Origin of the sequence: Paenibacillus tianmuensis (genome assembly GCF_900100345.1) — a bacterium.
Lineage (GTDB): Bacteria > Bacillota > Bacilli > Paenibacillales > NBRC-103111 > Paenibacillus_G > Paenibacillus_G tianmuensis.
Map to the genome: position 1 here is coordinate 1 of NZ_FMTT01000069.1, position 19761 is coordinate 19761.

A 19761-nucleotide genomic window follows, 5' to 3' on the forward strand; every position below is an offset into this window, starting at 1 on the left:
AAGGGAAGGCACATGCAGATAACTCTTTCTGCCAAAGATGCTCAGATGCCGAATCTTGCGCGGTTTGTTGCGGCCGTCACGCTTCACCTCTTGTTCAGAATGGCAGATGGGGCAAGGTTGTTTGGTGGCTACAGGCAATGCCTCCAGATGAACTTCTTGGGCATCCATCGAGACGATTTTTTGAAGTTTTAGCTCTGGTAATCCGAGCAGTTCGTTGATATACTGGAGTGGCATCTGTCATATCCTTTTGTTGTTTTGGTAGGACTTACAACAATACAGGATTTGCAGATGTTTTTCCATTTTAATCCTCATTCTACACTCATTTGAATTCGTCAACCGCTAATTTTGGTTTTGAGCCGAAAAAATAGATGAAGTTATTTCTTCAATCCACATCAAATCTGCTTACATGTCACCTTAAAGTTCAAATTTGTCCAAGTATTAGATGTCTCAGGTACTCCGCCTGTATCCTTACAGTCTTGAGCAATTTGCTCTGCAAAGTCGACATTTTTTTTATGAATTTGATTTGCTCCTAACAATAACAAAAGCACAACAACAATGATAAACAAGATGGTCAACATGCTAGATACATTTATGATTATTTTGGTATTTTTCATGTTACTTTATAACCTATGTTAAAAAATTGGTTTTCAGTTTCAGCGACACCACCTTTTTCTGTACACTCTTTGGCTCTCTTTTCTGCAATTTCAGTATTTCTCTCGTGAACAGTGTAAACTGTAAACGTTGTTGCACCGACAGTAATGAGAGTGCCAATTTCCCATAAAATAGGAAGTATCGGTAAAACCTGTGGGCTAATAGAAACTTCCTCTTGTTGGTAAATGGGTTGCTGCTGTGACGAGGCAGACGCTGTTGCCGAAAAAGAAGCCGTAATTAATGATACAGTTAGAGCAGTTGTAATTATTTTTTTCACTAAAAACAATAAAATCCTCTCCTTCATCCTATTTTTAGAATGTGCATTCGCCCATCCCATAAATAGGAATTTTACGTAAAATAGCAAACTCCTTCTATAAAATTAAATATTTATTGAATGGTTGTTCGTTGTAGTATCGAAACAAAATAAGAGAACACACGAACCATATAGTCCGTTTGCTCTCTACTTTTTCGTATTTAATGGTTCAGTACTTCGAGGACAGGGGCATGCGCAAAATTTTGACCAAGTATCTGGAAGAAGCCCGGTCTTACACAAAATCTTTCACCACACAAGTACGTCACTTTCTGCTGACATGGCTGAAAAAGCAGGGCAATTATTTTTATTAACATATATATCCATCTACTTTGCGGGTGGTGTCAGCTTTTTTGGCGAAGCTGTACCGGGAGCCGCTAACGTATGACGTTCCTGCCGCGGCCAAGGAAAGCGGCTATTCGCTGCGGCAGTTCGAACGTACGATACGATGAAAGCGAACGGCGTTACCTTCGAGGACGAGCTGCAACAAATGCAGTGGGGCACCTTCGCCACCTTCCTCGACGAAGACGGCAACTCGTTCTTAATCAAAGGCTAGAAAAAGAGACCGCCCTAACGCCGAAGCGCTTGGGCGGTTCTCACTGTCTAAGGCATGCCCAGAACCGTGCGGACCGCTCCGTTGCCGCCGATTCTCATTTCCCTGCCGCATATTCGGTTACGACCGGGTCCGAATTCAGTCTCCCGCTCACCGCCTTGATCACGAACCGATACGAGGGGGACAGGTTCTTTGTCGCTACGGTATAGCTATAGGATGCCGTTCCGTCAGCATGACGGACTTTGGCCGTCCAATTCGGGCCCAACCTGTTATTCTGCTCATAAATACGATAGCCCTCCACGGCCGGCCCCGTGCCCGGAGCGTTCCAAGTCAGCTTCACTTGCCCGTCCGCCGTCAGCGTCGCTTTGGCGTTTTCCACCTTGCTCGGCTTCGCGGCGGTTTTCTTAATGCTGTACGCGTCGTATCGTTCCGTGCTGCCGCCCTTCGTGGTCGTATAAGCTTGGAAAGTCAGCGTATCGTCCTGGACGGTTACCCCGGTGAACATTTGCTTTTTCGGTTGGCCGGATACGGCCGCGTACGGGAAATCCTGAGCTTTGGGCTTGTAAAATTTAGGGCCTGCCGTATTGCCTACGAAATAGACCGTCCCCTTCGGGTTCAGGACATGGCCTTCGCCGTCCTCCGCCACTTCTTGAGGCTGACCGGCGTACATTTGGTAGCTTCGGGTATACGTATGGTCGTGTCCCGACAGGACGGCGTCGATGCCCAGCTCATCGAACAGCGGCGCCAGATGCTCACGGAAAAACTTGACGTCCCTGCTGCCGGAATGGCTGGCTACCGAATAAATCGACTTGTGGAACAGGACGATTTTCCACTTTTTATCCGTTTTGGCCACTTCCTTTCGAAGCCACTCCACCTGCTTCTTGAAGACGGGATCGGAGCTGCCCGAATACTGTGTGTTGAATACCATGAAATGGGCCGGACCGTAGTCAAAAGCGTACACCGAGCCTTCCGGGGTGGCGTCCGTTTGCGACTTGTTGGGCAGATGGAAGTGGTAGGCGAAGTTGTTGTAATTTTGGGTTTCATGGTTGCCCAAAATCGGCATCAGCGGAATGCGGGATAAAATGTCCTTCGGCTCGTTGAGCAGCCACATCCATTGCTCCTCCACATCGCCATTGTCTACCAGATCGCCCGTATTGACGATAAATTTGGTGTCCGGGAATTTTTGAATCCCTTGCTGAACCGTGTTTTTCCAGATCGTGTAGTCGGCTTGGGTCTTGGCTTGGGAATCGGTCGTATACAGGAAGGTAAAACCGTTATCGCTTGCAGGCTCCGTCGTAAACGTGCCGATCTCGCTCCAGTTGCCCGCCGTCCCGTCGCCCAGACGGTAAGCATAGGCGGTGCCGGGCTTCAAGCCGTCGGCGATGGCTTTGTGGCTTGAAAAGCTCGTGGACTTATTGTTGGATTTATCCGCCAGCGTCAAATAAACGCTGATCACTTGCGAAGTGCCTTGATACGTTTGGACTCCCGTGGACGGAAACGAATTTCCGTTGAGCTTCGAGGCTTCGACGATCTGCAGCTGGGTGCCGGTGATTTTTTCGGGCGTGTACCAGGCGAACGCCATGCTGGTTTTCGGATCGTCAAAATAAGTCAGCGCAATCGCTGTCGGCTTGCCGCTCCGCGGATTCCCGCCGCTGTCCGAATCGTCGGGATTGGCAACAAGCTTCATATCCCAATACAGGTCGGAGCTGCCCGCGCTTCCCTGATGCACCTCGGCCGCGAGTACGTTCGCTCCGTCGCGGAGCTTGCTTTTCAAAATAGCGGTCAGATCGGCCGTTACGATGCGGGGTTTGCTTTTCGATTCGGAAGCCCGCGTCGTGCCTGTAAGCAGCAGTTGAAACACCAGAAGCAGAGACAATACCATCGGCCATCGTTTTCGCTTCAACCCTCTGTTCATCAACTTCACTCCAATCTTCAATAAATGAAATATTTAAACGTCGATCAAATCAATTCGTTAGCTTTCCCTCCTCACTCTATAAAATCCCGTTATATGGAAAACAAAACCATTGTAGCTTTCGTTGTAAAAAATTTCAACAAAAGAAAAAAAGGGACTCTTCCTTACGCCCCAAGCCAAGCGTGCGGAATGTCCCCTTCCGGATCATGCTATATGCTATTGCGGAATGCTTTCGTCCGGTCAGCTAGTGCGCCAGACGCCCTTCCCGGACGACGACTTTTCCGCCCTTGACGACCGTATCGACGTGGTTGATGCCAAAGTGATACGGCACATACGCCAAATTGGCCGCGTCGAAAATGACCAAGTCGGCCTGCTTGCCCGGCTCCAGGCTGCCGACCCGGTCGCCGCGCCCGATAGCGTGCGCCGCGTTGACGGTCACGGCCGTCAGCACTTCTTCCGGCGTCAGACCGAGGTTCAGGCAGCCGAGCGTCATCACGAGCTGGATCGACTCCGTCGGCGAGCTGCCGGGGTTGTAGTCGGTCGACAGCGCGACGGCGAGACCGAGCTCGATCATGCGGCGCGCGCGGGCATGCTGCTTCAGCCGCAGGTTGAACGAGGTCGCCGGCAGGCAGACGGCGATCACGCCAGCATCACGCATCGCCTCGAACCCGGCGTCGGTCGCGGCCAGCAAGTGCTCGGCCGAAATGCAGCCGAGCCTGCCCGCAAGTTCCGCGCCGCCGAGCGGCTCGATCTCGTCGGCGTGGATTTTCACACCGAAGTCGAGCGCTTTGGCCGCCGCCAAAATCTCCTCGGATTCGGCGGGCGAGAACACGCCGTGCTCGCAGAACACGTCGCAAAACTCGGCCAGTCCGAGGCGCTTCACCTCCGGCAGCATTTCGCGGATGACGAGCTTCACGTAATCGGCCGAGCGGCCCTTGTATTCCTCAGGTACCATGTGCGCGCCCATGAACGTCGAGACGAGCTCGACCGGATGCGCTTCGTTCAGCCGCTTCGTCACCCGAAGCTGTTTCAACTCGTCCTCAAGCGTGAGGCCATAGCCGCTCTTGGCCTCGCACGTCGTCACGCCCTGCAGCAGCAGCGTATCGAGGCTGCGCTTCGCCTTGGCGTACAGCTCGTCCTCCGTCGCCGCCCGCGTGGCGCGGACCGTGCTCAGAATGCCACCACCCTGCGCCAAAATTTCCAAATACGTCGCGCCCTGCAGCTTCATCGCCAGCTCGTGCTCGCGCGAGCCGCCGTGTACCAGATGCGTGTGCGGGTCGACCAGCCCCGGCGTCACCAACCGGCCGCCAGCGTCAAGCTCCTGTGCGACCGGCAGGCCCGCGATCTGCGCACGCACGTCGGCTTCGGGGCCTGCGGCGACAACGACGCCATCGCGGACGGCTACGGCGCCTCCTTTCACAACGGGCACATGGGCCATGCGGCTGCCTGTGCGCGGTCCCGCTTCCCCGGCCATTGTGATCAGTTCGCCGATATGGTGCACAAGCAAATCGATCCTTTGTTGCTCCATCTTCCATCACCTCAACAAAGTCGTCCGACCCGACATCGATCGGGTCGGACGGAATATAGCGGCATGCGGTTCGCGCGGTCCGCCGGTTTCCCGGCGGATGCGGCGAACCGCAGCCAGAATGCTTTATTAACCCGTTCGCTCGAAGCGCCAGCCGCGCCTTCTTAAATGCCCAGCATCGGGACGCGGACGCCGCGTTCCTTGGCCGTCTGAATCGCCAGCTCGTAGCCCGCATCCGCATGACGGATAATCCCCATGCCCGGGTCCGTGTTCAGCACGCGGGACAACCGCTCTTCCGCTTCCTGAGAGCCGTCCGCAACGACGACCATACCGGCGTGGAGCGAGTAACCCATTCCGACGCCGCCGCCATGGTGCACCGAGACCCAACTTGCTCCGGACGCCGTGTTCACGAGCGCATTCAGGATAGCCCAATCCGCGACCACGTCGCTGCCGTCCTTCATCGCTTCCGTCTCGCGGTTCGGCGAGGCGACGGAGCCGCAGTCGAGGTGGTCGCGGCCGATGACGATCGGCGCGGACAGCTCGCCGCTGCGTACCATTTCGTTGATCGCGAGCCCCATCTTCACGCGCTCGCCGTAGCCGAGCCAGCAGATCCGCGATGGCAAGCCTTGAAACGCCACTTTCTCGCGCGCCATTTCGATCCAGCGGCGCAGGTGCTCGTTTTCCGGGAACAGCTTCAGCGCAAGCTCGTCAGTCTTGTAGATGTCCTCCGGATCGCCGGACAGCGCGGCCCAGCGGAACGGCCCTTTGCCCTCGCAGAACAGCGGGCGGATATAAGCGGGTACAAAGCCCGGGAAGTTGAACGCATCCTTCACGCCTTCGTCGAGAGCGACCTGACGGATGTTGTTGCCATAGTCGAACACGACGGAGCCCAGCTTTTGCAAATCAAGCATCGCCTGCACATGCGCCGCCATCGACTGCTTCGACAAACGAACGTATTCCGCCGGGTTGCTCGTTCGCAGCTCCGCTGCCGCTTCCAGCGAGTAGCCCGCAGGCACGTAGCCGTTCAGCGGATCATGTGCCGACGTCTGGTCGGTGACGAAATCCGGCACGATGCCGCGGCGCACGAATTCCGGGAAAATTTCCGCCGCGTTGCCGATCAGGCCGATCGAGAGCGGACGGCCCTGCTCCTGCGCTTCGCGGGCCAGCTTGAGCGCTTCGTCCAGATCGCGCACCATCACGTCGCAGTAGCGCGTATCGATCCGGCGCTGTATGCGCGTCGCGTCGACGTCGACCCCGATGACGACGCCTTCGTTCATCGTGACGGCCAACGGCTGCGCCCCGCCCATGCCGCCGAGACCCGCGGTCAGCGTCAGCGTCCCGCGCAGCGTGCCGTTCGCATGCTGGCGCGCCGCTTCGGCGAACGTTTCGTACGTGCCCTGCAGAATGCCCTGCGTGCCGATGTAAATCCAACTGCCCGCCGTCATTTGCCCGTACATCATCAGCCCTTTTTTGTCCAGCTCGTGGAACGTATCCCAGTTCGCAAACGCCGGTACGATCACGGAGTTGGAGATGAGCACGCGCGGCGCCTGGCTGTGGGTTTTGAACATGCCGACCGGCTTGCCGGACTGCACAAGCAGCGTTTCGTCCGCTTCGAGCTCCGTCAGGCACTCGACGATTTTGTCGTACGCTTCCCAGTTGCGCGCCGCCTTGCCGATCCCGCCGTAAACGACGAGGTCTTCCGGACGCTCGGCCACCTCCGGGTCCAGATTGTTCATCAGCATGCGCAGCACCGCTTCCTGCTGCCAGCCTTTGGCCGTCAGCTTCTTGCCTCGCGGCGCGCGAATCGTACGTTTATTTTCCATCGTGATCTCTCCCTTTAGGTTATTGATCAACCGCGTTTCATCGTGCCTGCCAGAAAGTTAAGAATAACGTGCAGCGCCGTGCGCACGGTTGCCCGGCGCGGGTCCTGCATCGGATCGACGCAGACGATATCGAAGCCCTTCACCTTCGGATGACGGCCGAGCATGAATACCGCTTCCAACAGCTGCCAACTCGTCATCCCCGCGGGCACCATCGCCGGAACGCCCGGCGCGTAGGACTGATCGAGCACATCCATATCCACCGTGACATAGATCGCGTCGGTGCCGCTGCCGGCTACTTCAAGCGCCTGCGCGACGAACTTCTCCACGCCCTCAAGTGCGACCTGCCGCGCCGTATACTGCGTAATTCCCTGCTCCCGCGCATAATCGCGGTACGGCTTCGAGTTTGCGAAGCTGTGCAGGCCGATCTGCGCGATATGCTTGCCTTCCACGGCGCCGGATTCGATCAGGCCGCGGATCGGCGTTCCGTTGGACGGTCCGCCGTCCTGCAAGTTGCGCACGTCCATATGCGAATCGATCTGGACGATGCCGACCGGCCCGCCGATTTTGTTCCGGAACGCTTTGACAGACGGGCACGTGATCGAATGATCGCCCCCGGCGATAATTGGGAACAAATTCGGCAGCGCCTCGTACACGTTCGTCAGCCCCTGCTCGATGTTCGCATGGCAGCGCAGCAGGTCGGTGACGTGCATTTGAATATCACCGAGGTCGCGGGCGTTCAACTCCTGCAGATCGACGTCATGGTCGATGCTGTACGTCGTCACGTTCGCGAACAGCTCGCGCAGCGCATTCGGCGTCATCGACGCGGCGGACACGCTGATCGATGTCTTGGACAGCGGCACCCCGATGAAGCCGAAGTCGACCGGCGCCTCCCCGTCCCACGGCGTGAGCCACTGGGCCACCTTCGTCTCGAACCGGTCGCGCCAGTTCGACCGCCGCGCCAGCTCCGGCGGGTTTAACAGATCAATCGTTTTCACGCATAAGCCTCCTCTTTTGCCTTACCGCGGATTCCGGCGTCTCCTGCCGCCAAGGAACCCGCCGCTTAACCTCCTATATGATTAACCGCTTGGTATGATTAGCCGACCTAATGGTTAATGGCCTCAATAAGCCGGCCTTCGGCCGCCATGATGATGCCTGCCCCACAAGTTTATGCGTCGGCTGGCCGATGATGTCTTTGCCTTGATACAGAATGGAGCCATCGGGAGAGATGATCGTGAATGAAGTGCGAACTTTCCCGTTGCACTTTCATCGTACTTGCAACCGCTTTCGAAAGCACTAGTGAATTTTGCGAAAGTTTAGCACAATTTTGCTGCGCGATATTCGTTCGGGCTGCAGTGCAGATATCGTTTGAACAGCCGGCAGAAATAATTGGAATCCTGAAAACCGGCGAGCGTCGCGATCTCCTGTACCTGTTTATCGGTGTTTTCGAGGTAATAGACCGCTTTTTCGATCCGGAGCTTGTTTAAGTAGTCGACGAAGGTGCTGCCCGTTTCTTTGCGGAACAGGTGGCTGAAATGGTAGGTGCTAAGGTAACAATATTGTGCTATCTCTTCGAGGGGGATCTTGCGCTGATGATGCTGCTTCATGTAGGCGATGGCCGTCCGGATCACCGGCGACACCTCCGCCGTCTGCGCTTCGCCGATCCGTGCGGTCAGCTTGCTCCAGTGCTCGCTGACTTTGGCCACGAACTTGTCGTAGCGGATCGTCATGTACAGATCTTGAATAAACCGGGCGTTCTCCGATAAAATACTCTGCGCATGGCCGCCGACATCGAGCGACAGACGCGTCAGCTGCATGACGAGGTCGATGACCTCGGCTTTGAACATATCGACATTTCCGCGATACGTCTGCTCCATACGCTCCAGCAGCAGCTGCAAGTATGAAACCGCTCCGTGTACGTCGCCCAAACGGACGCGGGCCATCAGCTCCGTCCGCTCCGCTTGCGAGACCGGCTTGTGCGGCTGCTCACCGTCCTGCTTTTGCTTTTCGTATTGGAAAATGAGCCGGTTGCCCTGGAAGAAGCGGTCGATCATCGACTCCTTCGCTTCCTCGTACGAGTAGTGGAGCATGTACAGGTTATCGTAAAAGGTACCTATGCCGACGGAGACGGAAAAGCCCTGCGCATCGGTCAGCTTCTGCACCCGCTTCGCCATTGCGAAAGCGGTTTTGGCGGGATCGGGATCGCGCCCGTCCTTCGTCCCCAGCTCGACGAGCAAAGCAAGCACACCCTCGGCCACCCACACCCAGACGAACGGCGCTGGGATACCCGCATGCAGAGCGTCGATCAGCTTCTGCCCGATATCGACGCGCCACTGGATGGGCTGTCCTAGCGCAAGATCGGGATAGCGGTCCATCGAGACGACCATCGCCAGATTGGGCCGGAGATAAATATCGAACTCCGCCTGCATCTCCGCAAACGTCGCTTCGTGGACCAGCGTACCGGAGATCAGCAGGTGGGTAAACGTCGCTTGAGTCGGATTTTGCCTCATGGGAGCCTCCTCACGGTATTCGGTTAAAAAACTTTCATCCAATCGTTCCGGGCATATGCGATTCTGGTGTGGTCATTTTGTCTTTACTGTTGGCATTATAAAGCGATTTGACCCAAGATTGCGGCCAGCTCGTTCAACGCCGCAGCTTAACCCGTCTCTTCCGCTTCCACAGGCTTGAACCGGTTTTTGCCGAAAAAGACGTAGAACAACATCGAAACGACCGTATATACCACCGCCGTAATGACGAACGCGTAAACGTAGCCGTAGTAGCTGCCGTATTGAGCGACAAGTCCGGTACTGACCGGCGAAGCCAGAAACCAGCCCAGATTGAACACCGCTTCTCCGGAGCTGGAGGCAAGTCCGCGCATCGAGCGGTCGACGTATTTCATCTTGATCGTATTGTAGAACGGATTGGCGGCATTCATTAAAGCCTGCCGGAACAAATACCCTCCGCTCGCGATCATCAGATTGGTCGAAAACGCCGTAATGAGCAGGAAGGGGATCGAGCACAGCTGAAGCACGATGACCGCTTTCGCTTCCCCAAGCCGCCGGGCGATGACCGGACCGATTAAGTACGCGAGCGCGGTCGCGCCCTGCCCCAAAGACACGATGACGCCGATCACCGATTTCGAGGCGCCGAAGCGGTCTTCGAAATAGACGTTCAAGTAGGGCACCACCATACCTCCGGCCGTCGAGGTCATCAGCCCGAGCAGAACGAAGAGGCCGATCACTTGAAGCGACGCTTTATGATGCTGTACCGCATGCCGCCACGACAACTTTCCGCCGGACGGCCGTTCCTCCCGGGTCCCCTTCAGCATCAGGACGGGAATCAGCCCGAGCGCCGCGATGCCGACGCCCGTCAGCAAGGTCAGACGCAGGCTCTGGACGCCATCAAGACCGAAGGTGAACTGAAGCGTGTCGGTGAGAAACCCGCCGAAGACATTGCCGATAACGCTTGCAAACATGACGAGAGCCAAGTTTAAGCTGAACAAATGCACCCGCTGCGACGGGGTGGAATGGTTCGCCATGAACGGAATGACGGTCGCGGACACGACCGCCAGCGTCATTCCGCCCAGAAATGCGGAGACGAGCAGCCCCTGCTCGCCATCGACCAGCGAGCGGGCCGTTAGAGCGGCGATCACCAAAAAGACCCCCGTCGACACGAGCCGCTTCGGACCGAACCTGTCGTTCATGATTCCAGCAGGCACCAGCACGATCGCTGCGGCGGCAGCCGCCATTCCGACAATATGCCCGACCATCGTCTGGTCGTAGCCGAGCGCTTTGACATAGAGATTGTAGACGAGGCCGAACATCCCGAGCCCCAAATTCCATACGAAATTAAAGCAAAGAAACAACCGGAGATTCCGGCTGTATCCGAGAAACTGCATCTTCCATTCATATAATAAAACCGACATCGGCCACCCGTCCTTCGAAGTCATGCAGCGTTTGTACTCTAGTTTTAAGAGTAACCGATTCCGTCAATGATTTGAATCTCTTTTTTCCAACGGTCAAAAAAGAACCAGATTAAGGATAGCTCTACGAAATCGGAGCTATCCTTGGTAACTATTTTGATGCAAATCGCCGTGCGATCGTCACGCACAGTACGACACCGATATTTACGATAAAGATAGGCCAACCAATTGACTCGTGCAGAACGAGCGCTGAAAGCAACAGGCCAAAGAAAGGCTGGAGGAGTTGCAACTGCCCGACCGCTGCTATACCTCCCTGGGCAAGACCACGATACCAGAACACAAAGCCGATGAGCATGCTGAACAGGGAGACATAAGCAAGGCTCCAGAGTGCGGAACCGCTGATACCCGTCCACGAAACCGGCATGTAATAAAACGAGAGCAGTGACAGAACGGGAAGCGACAGAACGAGCGCCCAAGAGATCACCTGCCAGCCCCCTAGCCTCCGTGAAAGCATTGCCCCTTCCGCATAACCGTAACCGCACACGATGATAGAAGCCAGCATTAACGCATCACCGACCGGCGAAGATGCAGCCCCTTGTGTTAGGGCGAACCCTGCTACAAGGGAACTGCCTAGAACGGATAAGATCCAAAAGGCTGGCCGCGGGCGTTCGCCGCCCCGTAGTACGCCGAAGATCGCTGTCGAAAGCGGCAGAAGCCCAATGTAGATAATGGCATGCGCGGATGTGACATACTGAAGCGCCAAGGCTGTCAGCAGTGGGAAACCCACTACCACGCAGAGTGCTACTAGCAATAGCGGAACGATATCGCTTCGGAGAGGCCGTTGTTGCTTGAAGATGAGGAGCAGCACTCCCCCTAGCACCCCAGCAATTGCGGCACGGCACACGGTAAGGAACAACGGATCAAAATCCATCACAGCCAACCGTGTTGCGGGTAGCGAGCCGCTGAAGATGAGCACGCCCAGGAAACCATTGATCCAGCCGCTTGTCGTTTTGTTCATGACAATCACCTCGTGCGGAAAGATTAAATTAATACACTTTTGTATAATATTTTGTATTATAATAGGTACAATATTTTATGTATATCGACCATTTTCCTATCTGTAAGGATACAGAAATAGAAAATCTATTTGTTCGAGTTGGAGGCATATTTGATGGCAAATAAAAAGGAATCCATTCAACAGATCATCCGCTCAGACATCGTCAATGGTCTCATTAAACCTGGTCAGAAGCTGCCTTCCATCCGAAAGCAGAGCCAGAAATTCGGTTGCAGCCTCAACACAATTATTCGTGTTTATCAAGAGCTTGAAAATGAATATCTGATTTATTCACGACCGAAGAGTGGATATTTTGTCGTAGCCGCAGAGGCGCTCCTTCCCTTGCTGCAAACAAAACGAATCGATTTTGCATCAGCAGCCCCCGATCCCGCGTCAATTCCGCAAATCGACTTTCGTCAATGCTTGAACAAAGCGATGGAATTATTTGAGGCTTCTATTTTCACATACCCCGATCCGCAGGGCTTGCTTTCCCTTCGCCAGGAGATCGTGAAGCTTTTTCATCAGCAGCAAGTCTTCTCTTCGGAACAGCAAATTTTTATATTTTCAGGCGCTCAACAAGCCCTTCATCTTCTGGCCGGGATGCCTTTTCCAAACGGAAAAACGAACATTCTGGTCGAGCAGCCAACCTACTGGGGAATGCTGGCTGCGCTTAAGGCACAAAAACAAACCGTAATCGGCATCGAAAGAACTCCGAACGGGATGGACTGGGTAACTTTGGAGCGTCATTTTCAAAGTAATATGATCAAGTTTTTTTATACCATCCCGCGCTTCCATAATCCGTTAGGCACTTTTTACACGCCGGAAGACAAACAGCGACTAGCGGAGCTTGCCAAAGCCTACGACGTTTACATCGTTGAGGATGACTATCTTGCTGATCTGGAAACAAACAGCAAAGCAGATCCTATTCGCGCTTATAACGGGGCCAGTCATGTCATTTATCTCCGAAGTTTTTCCAAAGTGATGCTGCCCGGATTAAGGATTGCAGCGGCCGCAGTACCCGATTCGTTGATTCCTTTACTCCAATGGCATAAACATACGGCGGACCTGAGCACCTCAGTGCTTTCTCAAGGTGTGCTGGAGATTTATATGAAGTCCGGGATGTATGCTCATCATGCGAAGCAAATGAAATCCTTGTACAATCATCGCTTTAAACATCTAAGGGAAATTTCACAGCGATTATTGCCCAAAGAGTGCCTGTATACCATCCAATCCAGCGGTGGGCTCTTCTCTGCAATACGCATTCCGGACTCCCATGCGGAAGATTTGGTCAAGCGATTGGAGAATCGTGGAGTTGATGTACTGCCAACCGATCGGCAGTTCCTTTCCTCTTTCCCCAAGCTTAACTTGCTGCGTCTCAGCATCATTCGGACCGATGAGCATGCTATTGAAGAGGGCATCCGCATCATTGCCGAAGAATTGGAGCGTGCCCAACCTACAAGCAGCTCCCCTAAGCCCTTCTTTCGGTTATGAATAGAAAAGCTTTTGCAACAAAAACCAATCGATAGTCTGATTCTCAATGAAGGGTTGTTGTTTAATGCTCGAACGGAAACGTTATGTTCAATGAAACAGCGACAGTCTAGGACCCTATTTTCTCGTCCATGGCTGCCGCTGTTTCGATTTCTGGGGACATTTACTTGCTATTCCTGTTCCGGATTCGTTTCCTTACGGAAAAGGCTCTGTTATACGTCATTGTTGTTTTTGTTCATTAAGCTTAACGGGCAGGATTGCACAACAGAATCGCAAAAAAGCAATTTTAAAACTGCATCGGAGTTAGTAGTTTCCCGGAAAACGGTCCGAATTATGGATAAGGAGGCTGACTTGAAATATACTTAAGTCAATCGATGGAAAATGATACAAGGATAAGGTGTGATGCGGATGACTGATTTTACAATGATTAAAAAACTGTTTCATATTACAAAACGAAACGGGTTCAGTCATGACGAGATACAAACCGTTAAAAATATTTTTGGTGAATTGCCCCAGGTGTTTATAGATTATTATTTGGAACTCGGAAAAGACGAGCGGCTGAATCATACGCAGAATAGTTTGATCAAGCCCGAGCAATTCCAATACTTCAAACATAGCGATTATTTAATTTTTTATTGCGATGGCCTATTTGCAAACCGTGTTCGCTCTTGAATACGGGTTGTGAATTGTTCTATTCCAAAGGTGTTTCCTTTCGGCATTGGATTGGCATCGAATTTTATGGGAATTACGATGACAGCATAATAGTGGTAATGAATAATGACGATAGTTTTAATTTAATTTATGCTTCAAGCGACGAACAACATTTTCATGAAATGGATCGGGTTCTCTCGAAACTGGGAGTAGTCATTTGAAAAAGTCCTTGACTTCGTTATAGGTACGATAGGTACGCCGCTGCTTATTTTAATGGATCAGTCTAAAACTTTATTTTCACCGAACACAAAAAACTATCATTAAAATATTTATTTCTATTAATTTCTAAAAATGCTACTATAAAGTTGTCTAAAAATAAGGAGTTGTGCATATGAGTGTGAAAAGTGTAGTAGATGTTTAGTTTATACAACAAATAATCCAAGGGATGTAACTCTAACTGCAGCCCTTGAGCGAGGAAAAAAACAAATGGAAAATTATTTTAAAGAATTTCTTACAGGTCAATCTATTACTTTACAGCAAATGACTTCCTCTGACTTAGAAGCATTTGCAAAAATCGAAAGTGAAAAAAAGGCATTGCTACTTACCAGTGACGAAATCCCATTTCCAAATACCTTTGAGGATCATGCTTCATTCTTTCAAAGTATTAGTGGCGAAAAAGAGGAGTTTATCTTCGGTATATTTGAAAAGTCGTCAAATGAGCTTATCGGCTCCTGTGGTGTCTTTTCAATTAACTGGCAAAATAGCACTTGCTCTGTAGGTATTTCAATTGGCGAACAATGGCAAGGTAAAGGACTTGGAACGGATGCAATAAAAACACTTATTCATTTTATTTTTAATTATGTATCCATTAATAAAATTAAGCTTGATGTTTTTAGCTTTAATAAAGCAGCTATTCGTTCTTATGAAAAATGTGGCTTTACAAAAGAAGGCATTTTACGAAATGAGATTTTCCGCTTCGGCCAATTTCACGATGTATTTTTGTTTGGTTTATTACGAGAAGAATGGAAGCCAGATCGGGATTGAGTGGCTACCAATTTATGAATATCACGGATTACCATATTTATCCCCTAGAAATGCGAGAACATTTGCTTACTCTGATTCAAGGAAACACAAATGTCCCAGTATATCTGGGAGGAGGGAAATGAACACTTTGTTCAACTCCCTCGGTTTGATTTAATTATCTTTCGAATACTCGCTTATTCGCAGGATTTCGATCCAATGGTGTGGAATAACAAGGCGGGGGCAAGCCCCGTATTCGACATCGGCAACATGAAGGCGCACGGAAATAAAGGGGAGTATAGTGACCCAATAAATTCCAATTTACTGCACGCATTCTCCACGCCGCCCCTGGAGGTTTTCACTCCCATGTCTCAACGGGTCAGAGCCCTCTCATTCCTTCGTTACACCTATCCAAGGGGTGGAGGCCGGTCTTGCTAACGGAACGGGTCAGAGCCCTTTTGTTGAATACATCCGGTACTCCGTGCTTTCTTTGAAATCCTGCGAATAAGCCAACTCTCGGTACAAGGAAATCGTGTTGCTTGTTAAGCTGCTTTTTGATGCGACAGTGTTTTATGTGGGATATAATCTTGACCATTGCGGGCCATCCCGACTAAGATTCTTGCCAGCTTGCCGCATAGTTTCATTATGGATTTCATTTTCTTCATCTTCTTCGTCTGTACATTGTACGAGTGCATCCTTTGGAATTCCGGATTCGTCATCACCATGCTCATTGTTGCCATAAAGAGGAAGTGGCGAAGCCGCGAACGACCGCGTTTACTTAGGATGATCTGTCCGGACCATTTGCCGGAACTAGCCTCCGTGAGGTTAAGGCCGGCGTGACGAAGTAAGGCATTACCATGTACAAATCCGCTTAAATCGCCTGCTTCCCCGAGAATCCCAGCTAGTGAAATCACGCTAATTCCTTTAATAGCGAGCATGGACTTAGCAAAAGGAATGCGCTCCAATGCACATAGGATCTCTTTTTCAACGATCTGAAGCTGTTCACAAGCCAGGTCATACTCTGCAAGCAATTGCTTTAAATGGAGCTTATAAGCATGTGCAGCGTGTTTAGCACCGACAGAATGGTTGGCAAGCTTAATGAGCTCCTGGGCCTTTCGTAACCCGCTGTGCCGCTTCATGAGTTTTTTCCACCCTTGAACTACATCCTTAGATTGTTTTTCGCGAAGCTCTGCCGGTGTAGGGAAGAGTCGCAGCGTAGCCAAAGCACCGATACAAGTAATGTGCTTGAATACTTGCCGGAATTCAGGAAAGACTACGTCCACCCAACGGTGGATTTGGTTTTTGGTACTTACGAGACGTTTGACCACAGAATCTCGATTCGAAAGAAGAACTCGCAGTTCCTCGAAAGCTTCAGGGGTGCTGCGTCTAGTCGAATAGTAGCCATTTTTCACCATGTCGGCGATGACAAGAGCATCCTTTTTATCGCTTTTTGAGCGAGTGTTATCTCGGTTTTCTTTGTTCTTCTTCACAAGGTGGGGATTAACGAGCACAACTTCAAACTCGCGCTTGACCAACCATTGGGATATATTGAACCAGTAGTGACCGGTCGGTTCCATACCCACAATGGCGGAGTTTAATTGATGGGTAACTTGCAGCTTGTTAACCCAATGAAGAAGGCTGTGGAACCCATCTTCATCATTAGTAAACGACAAAGGTTCTCCGATGATGATACCGCGGAAGTTTACAGCCCGAGCAACATGAGTCTGCTGGGCCATGTCGATCCCCACGACAAGATGAGAAGAGGTAATGTTTTCAATGAGTTGATTTTGTCTAGCCTGCGATTTAAACTTCATAGTAGAGCGTCCTCCAGGATGATGGGATAAAAGGACTTTTGACCCGTTGCGTACTTCCATCGTACAGAGGCGCTTTTATTTTTACAAAGCCGAAAATAATCCATCTACAGGAATGCTAACGGGCAGAATAGTTGGAAAACAAAAGGTCAGTCCGCTACAGCAGACTGACCTTTTATTAATAAGTGTCTTGAGAAAATAAAGTGTTAGACTAAAAAATAAAGTATTAGACCGAAAAAATAAAGTTGTAGACTGGCGTCGGGTGTTAAGGTATCTGGTAGTTTTCAATAACAGACGTCTTGAAGACTTAGATTAATGGATGAGCGAGCTTGAATAAGTTTGGATATATTCAACATATCTTTTTGCTTCTTGAGAGATATAGGCATCGTTATCTTGAGAGATATAGGCATCGTTATCTTGAGAACTTACACCATAGGTTACAAAAGCAGGAAGATAAGTTCCATTACATTTGGTAATCGTTCTTTGAATAGGTTTTAAAAATTCACTGATTGTGAACCAATTGTCTCCACCTGCTCGATAGCAATTTTTCGTACCTCCCGTTGTTGTTGCAATAATAAATTCTTTACCCTTTAAATAATCACCTCCCGGTCCATAAGCCCAGCCATACGTAAATACATCATCGAACCATTTTTTTAATAGGGGCGGACAGCCGTACCAGTAAAACGGAAATTGTAAAACAATCCGATCATAGGCTAAGAGTAACTGCTGTTCCTTTTCCACATCAATCTTCCAATTCGGATACTCCTGATATAGGTTTCGAACATCGAAGTTTGCGTGGTTACTGATTTCAAGCTTGAATGCTCGATTTGCACGGGATGTCTCTAAATTAGGATGGGCAATGATTACCATAATGTTCATTTCAAAACCTCCTGGATTTTACAAGTTAGTATGACTACAACCCCAATTATTGAGCCGAATGAAACTTTTGAAAAGTACGCTCTTTTTTCATACTAAGTCAGGAAAAACGTACGATTACGTGGTGATTCACTATGGAGTAGTACGTTTAACCATACTAAGTACGTAAAAAAATAGTACTTATGAAATACGTTATACTTTGGTAAAGTCGGGGTAAGAGATTCGGAATTTGCGTAATAAGGAGTTGAACTCATGGATGCGGATAGAAATCAATCGTATCGGACACAGGGAATAGTGACCACTTTGCAAGTTATAGGTGGAAAATGGAAGCCGTTGATACTATTTATTTTGATGAAGGAGGGAACCAAACGGTTCGGTGAATTGAGACGCAAGCTCCCTGAAGTTACACAAGGCATGCTTACCAATCAGCTCCGTGAATTGGAGAAAGATGAGCTCATCGTTCGGCAAGTGTTTCAGACGATCCCTCCAAAAGTCGAATATTCGCTGTCCGACCATGGAAGAACACTAAGTTCTATTTTGACCGACATGTGCAGTTGGGGGTTTCACCATATCGAATTTATGAACGATACTAATGACGTCCATGGAACTAAACGGCAAACTGAATAAGAGCGTGCAAATTGTGTTCGTTAGAAAAGGAGAACCGTGTCATCGTTGGGGAGTTCGGGTCATTACACTAACGGAAACGTTAGCTCAATAACCCGCCCTTTTTACAAGGGGCGGGTTATTCAGTTTGAAAATCAACATTAAGATTTAACAGAGCCAAGAAAAAAAAGTCTACCACTTTATTTTAAGGACAGCCTGCTGTTCAGTGCCTATGAAATAAGCTTCCCTATACCTTCCAAACTAAAAATTTGACTGTCCCAAATGCGTTACGACCACTCCGTATCCAGGACGCAGAAAGCCGGTAATTCCTAAGCGCAGGAAAAACCGGCTTTTTTCGCCTACAAAATCTCTTAGCGTGGGTTTTATGTCATTTGGTTGGCGGTACCCCTTGAATAGCTATTTTCGTCCCCACATTCCCATTGCAATAATTTCTATTAAACTCACTATGATAAAAACTATTGATCCTACTAGAAGAGATGTTTGAAGATCCACATTCAAAATGCTAGGCAAAATTGTAAATAGAATAATAAAATTCAAAACATTCCATACTAGTCTTTTTTTCAAAAAATTAATTAGGACTTGCTTCATTGTATAATCTCCCCCTCTCAAGTTTATTTAAATTTTACCATATTATCGATTTTCTTACTCTATGCAACTCTAAAAAAATTTTATATATTAGGTTCTACTTGAATATACATCATTATATTTATAAAGTTACATTGTAAGTAAAAATATTCATTTTTATTCAAAATAATAGGAAGTTATTCGAGGTGAAAAAAATTATTATCGCTTCGTCTTTATCTTTGGTTTTATTGGGAAGTCAAGTCGGCTCTGCTTTTGCTGCTCCTCCGGAAGTTACTGTTCAAGCTGATCAGGCAATTTCACAAATTTCGCGTGAATTTGTTGATAAGGTCAATCCGTACGTAAAAATTGATTCTGCTAAACAGTTTTATTTGACCAAAGAAGCAGATAAAGATTTAAGCAAAACAGACATTCAGACAGCTAAAGAAATTATCGAAAAAACGAATGCTTTTGTGAGAGAACATGCACAAGAGTTGTCCATCTCCAGCAAAGGAACATTAGTACCGACACAATTCGAACGTTCTGCTATCGAACGTTCTGCTATCAAAATAGGTGATCATTTTTCTTTTGATATTGCTTGGTGGGGAACGCAGATCCACGTCTCTCATGAATTTGTTCAAAAATTTAGGCTCAATCTAAAAATTAGCGGTTGAACTTTTCAACATGGTAAACGGAGTCGATTGCATTCAATTAATATACCAGCTTTGTAGCACTCACGATTACGCGTGAAGTAGTGTCGACGCTGGTAAGCCTTGATGCGATTATGCCGTCCTTCAATGGTTGCATTCGTCCACCGACAACGATGGTAGTTCATGATCTCATCCTGCCAGTTGCGCATGGTTTTCAAGGTGTTTCTCACCGCGTCATGGTCTATTTTCTCACCTTGCTCTAACCAGCGGGTAAAACCCAGACGAGCTATGCAGACGTTCGTTGAACAGTCATACCACTGAGAAAATGCTTCC

Annotated in this window: 19 protein-coding genes; 6 read left to right on the forward strand and 13 right to left on the reverse strand. The window is 49.9% G+C overall.

The genetic code is table 11. The features are described 5' to 3' along the window. The 3 genes from BLO51_RS26790 to BLO51_RS26800 all read right to left on the reverse strand — a co-directional run. Positions 1-234 (reverse strand): transposase family protein (locus BLO51_RS26790; RefSeq protein ID WP_143006971.1); only part of this gene is annotated, 234 nt, incomplete at its 3' end. A gap of 158 nt (positions 235-392) precedes the next feature. Further along, a complete protein-coding gene (locus tag BLO51_RS26795; RefSeq protein WP_090676853.1) occupies positions 393-614 on the reverse strand; it encodes a hypothetical protein in 222 nt (73 codons plus the stop codon). Beyond that, on the reverse strand, positions 611-937 hold the full coding sequence (locus BLO51_RS26800; RefSeq protein ID WP_090676856.1) for a hypothetical protein: 327 nt from the start codon (positions 935-937) through the stop codon (positions 611-613). The genes BLO51_RS26795 and BLO51_RS26800 overlap by 4 nt, the downstream gene beginning before the upstream one ends. Before the next feature lie 472 nt (positions 938-1409). Here BLO51_RS26800 and BLO51_RS26805 point away from each other — a divergent pair, with 472 nt between their 5' ends. Beyond that, the gene (locus tag BLO51_RS26805) at positions 1410-1517 is read left to right on the forward strand and encodes a VOC family protein (RefSeq protein WP_425415838.1); all 108 of its coding nucleotides are present in this window, start codon (positions 1410-1412) and stop codon (positions 1515-1517) included. Positions 1518-1611: 94 nt separating this feature from the next. Here the strand turns inward: BLO51_RS26805 and BLO51_RS26810 are convergent, their stop codons facing one another. The 7 genes from BLO51_RS26810 to BLO51_RS26840 all read right to left on the reverse strand — a co-directional run bounded on the left by BLO51_RS26810 (position 1612) and on the right by BLO51_RS26840 (position 11711). Further along, the gene (locus tag BLO51_RS26810) at positions 1612-3429 is read right to left on the reverse strand and encodes a metallophosphoesterase (protein WP_090676858.1); all 1818 of its coding nucleotides are present in this window, start codon (positions 3427-3429) and stop codon (positions 1612-1614) included. Between the two features lie 241 nt (positions 3430-3670). Further along, a complete protein-coding gene (gene hutI, locus BLO51_RS26815) occupies positions 3671-4954 on the reverse strand; it encodes an imidazolonepropionase (RefSeq protein ID WP_090676860.1) in 1284 nt (427 codons plus the stop codon). A 161-nt stretch (positions 4955-5115) separates the two neighbouring features. Then, positions 5116-6774 (reverse strand): urocanate hydratase, encoded by a 1659-nt coding sequence (gene hutU / locus BLO51_RS26820; RefSeq protein WP_174551322.1) that lies wholly within the window; start codon positions 6772-6774, stop codon positions 5116-5118. Between the two features lie 26 nt (positions 6775-6800). Further along, positions 6801-7769, reverse strand: a complete 969-nt coding sequence (locus tag BLO51_RS26825; protein WP_090676863.1) for an agmatinase family protein — start codon at positions 7767-7769, stop codon at positions 6801-6803. A gap of 318 nt (positions 7770-8087) precedes the next feature. Continuing rightward, a complete protein-coding gene (locus BLO51_RS26830) occupies positions 8088-9281 on the reverse strand; it encodes a helix-turn-helix domain-containing protein (protein ID WP_090676864.1) in 1194 nt (397 codons plus the stop codon). 146 nt (positions 9282-9427) lie between these two features. Then, positions 9428-10696, reverse strand: a complete 1269-nt coding sequence (locus BLO51_RS26835) for an MFS transporter (RefSeq protein ID WP_090676866.1) — start codon at positions 10694-10696, stop codon at positions 9428-9430. Positions 10697-10844: 148 nt separating this feature from the next. Then, a complete protein-coding gene (locus BLO51_RS26840; protein ID WP_090676868.1) occupies positions 10845-11711 on the reverse strand; it encodes a DMT family transporter in 867 nt (288 codons plus the stop codon). Between the two features lie 153 nt (positions 11712-11864). Here BLO51_RS26840 and BLO51_RS26845 point away from each other — a divergent pair, with 153 nt between their 5' ends. The 3 genes from BLO51_RS26845 to BLO51_RS26855 all read left to right on the forward strand — a co-directional run bounded on the left by BLO51_RS26845 (position 11865) and on the right by BLO51_RS26855 (position 14930). Further along, complete coding sequence (locus tag BLO51_RS26845; protein ID WP_090676871.1) at positions 11865-13238, forward strand: aminotransferase-like domain-containing protein; 1374 nt, start codon at positions 11865-11867, stop codon at positions 13236-13238. Positions 13239-13643: 405 nt separating this feature from the next. Continuing rightward, positions 13644-13907: a hypothetical protein gene (locus BLO51_RS30630; RefSeq protein ID WP_245719847.1), complete on the forward strand. Its 264-nt coding sequence runs from the start codon at positions 13644-13646 to the stop codon at positions 13905-13907. A gap of 465 nt (positions 13908-14372) precedes the next feature. Continuing rightward, complete coding sequence (locus tag BLO51_RS26855) at positions 14373-14930, forward strand: GNAT family N-acetyltransferase (protein ID WP_090676874.1); 558 nt, start codon at positions 14373-14375, stop codon at positions 14928-14930. Positions 14931-15448: 518 nt separating this feature from the next. Here BLO51_RS26855 and BLO51_RS26865 read toward each other — a convergent pair. Together BLO51_RS26865 and BLO51_RS26870 are read right to left on the reverse strand one after the other, a co-directional pair. After that, the gene (locus BLO51_RS26865; protein WP_090676879.1) at positions 15449-16720 is read right to left on the reverse strand and encodes an IS110 family RNA-guided transposase; all 1272 of its coding nucleotides are present in this window, start codon (positions 16718-16720) and stop codon (positions 15449-15451) included. Between the two features lie 309 nt (positions 16721-17029). Then, positions 17030-17596, reverse strand: a complete 567-nt coding sequence (locus tag BLO51_RS26870) for an NAD(P)H-dependent oxidoreductase (RefSeq protein ID WP_090676882.1) — start codon at positions 17594-17596, stop codon at positions 17030-17032. A gap of 249 nt (positions 17597-17845) precedes the next feature. On the opposite strand from BLO51_RS26870, the gene BLO51_RS26875 reads away from it, so the two are divergent. Together BLO51_RS26875 and BLO51_RS26885 are read left to right on the forward strand one after the other, a co-directional pair. Then, positions 17846-18220, forward strand: coding sequence for a winged helix-turn-helix transcriptional regulator (locus tag BLO51_RS26875; RefSeq protein WP_090676885.1), 375 nt, complete (start codon positions 17846-17848; stop codon positions 18218-18220). A gap of 767 nt (positions 18221-18987) precedes the next feature. After that, a complete protein-coding gene (locus tag BLO51_RS26885; protein ID WP_090676891.1) occupies positions 18988-19452 on the forward strand; it encodes a hypothetical protein in 465 nt (154 codons plus the stop codon). Positions 19453-19457: 5 nt separating this feature from the next. Here the strand turns inward: BLO51_RS26885 and BLO51_RS26890 are convergent. After that, positions 19458-19761: transposase (locus tag BLO51_RS26890; RefSeq protein WP_143007004.1), on the reverse strand; the 304-nt coding region annotated here is incomplete at its 5' end.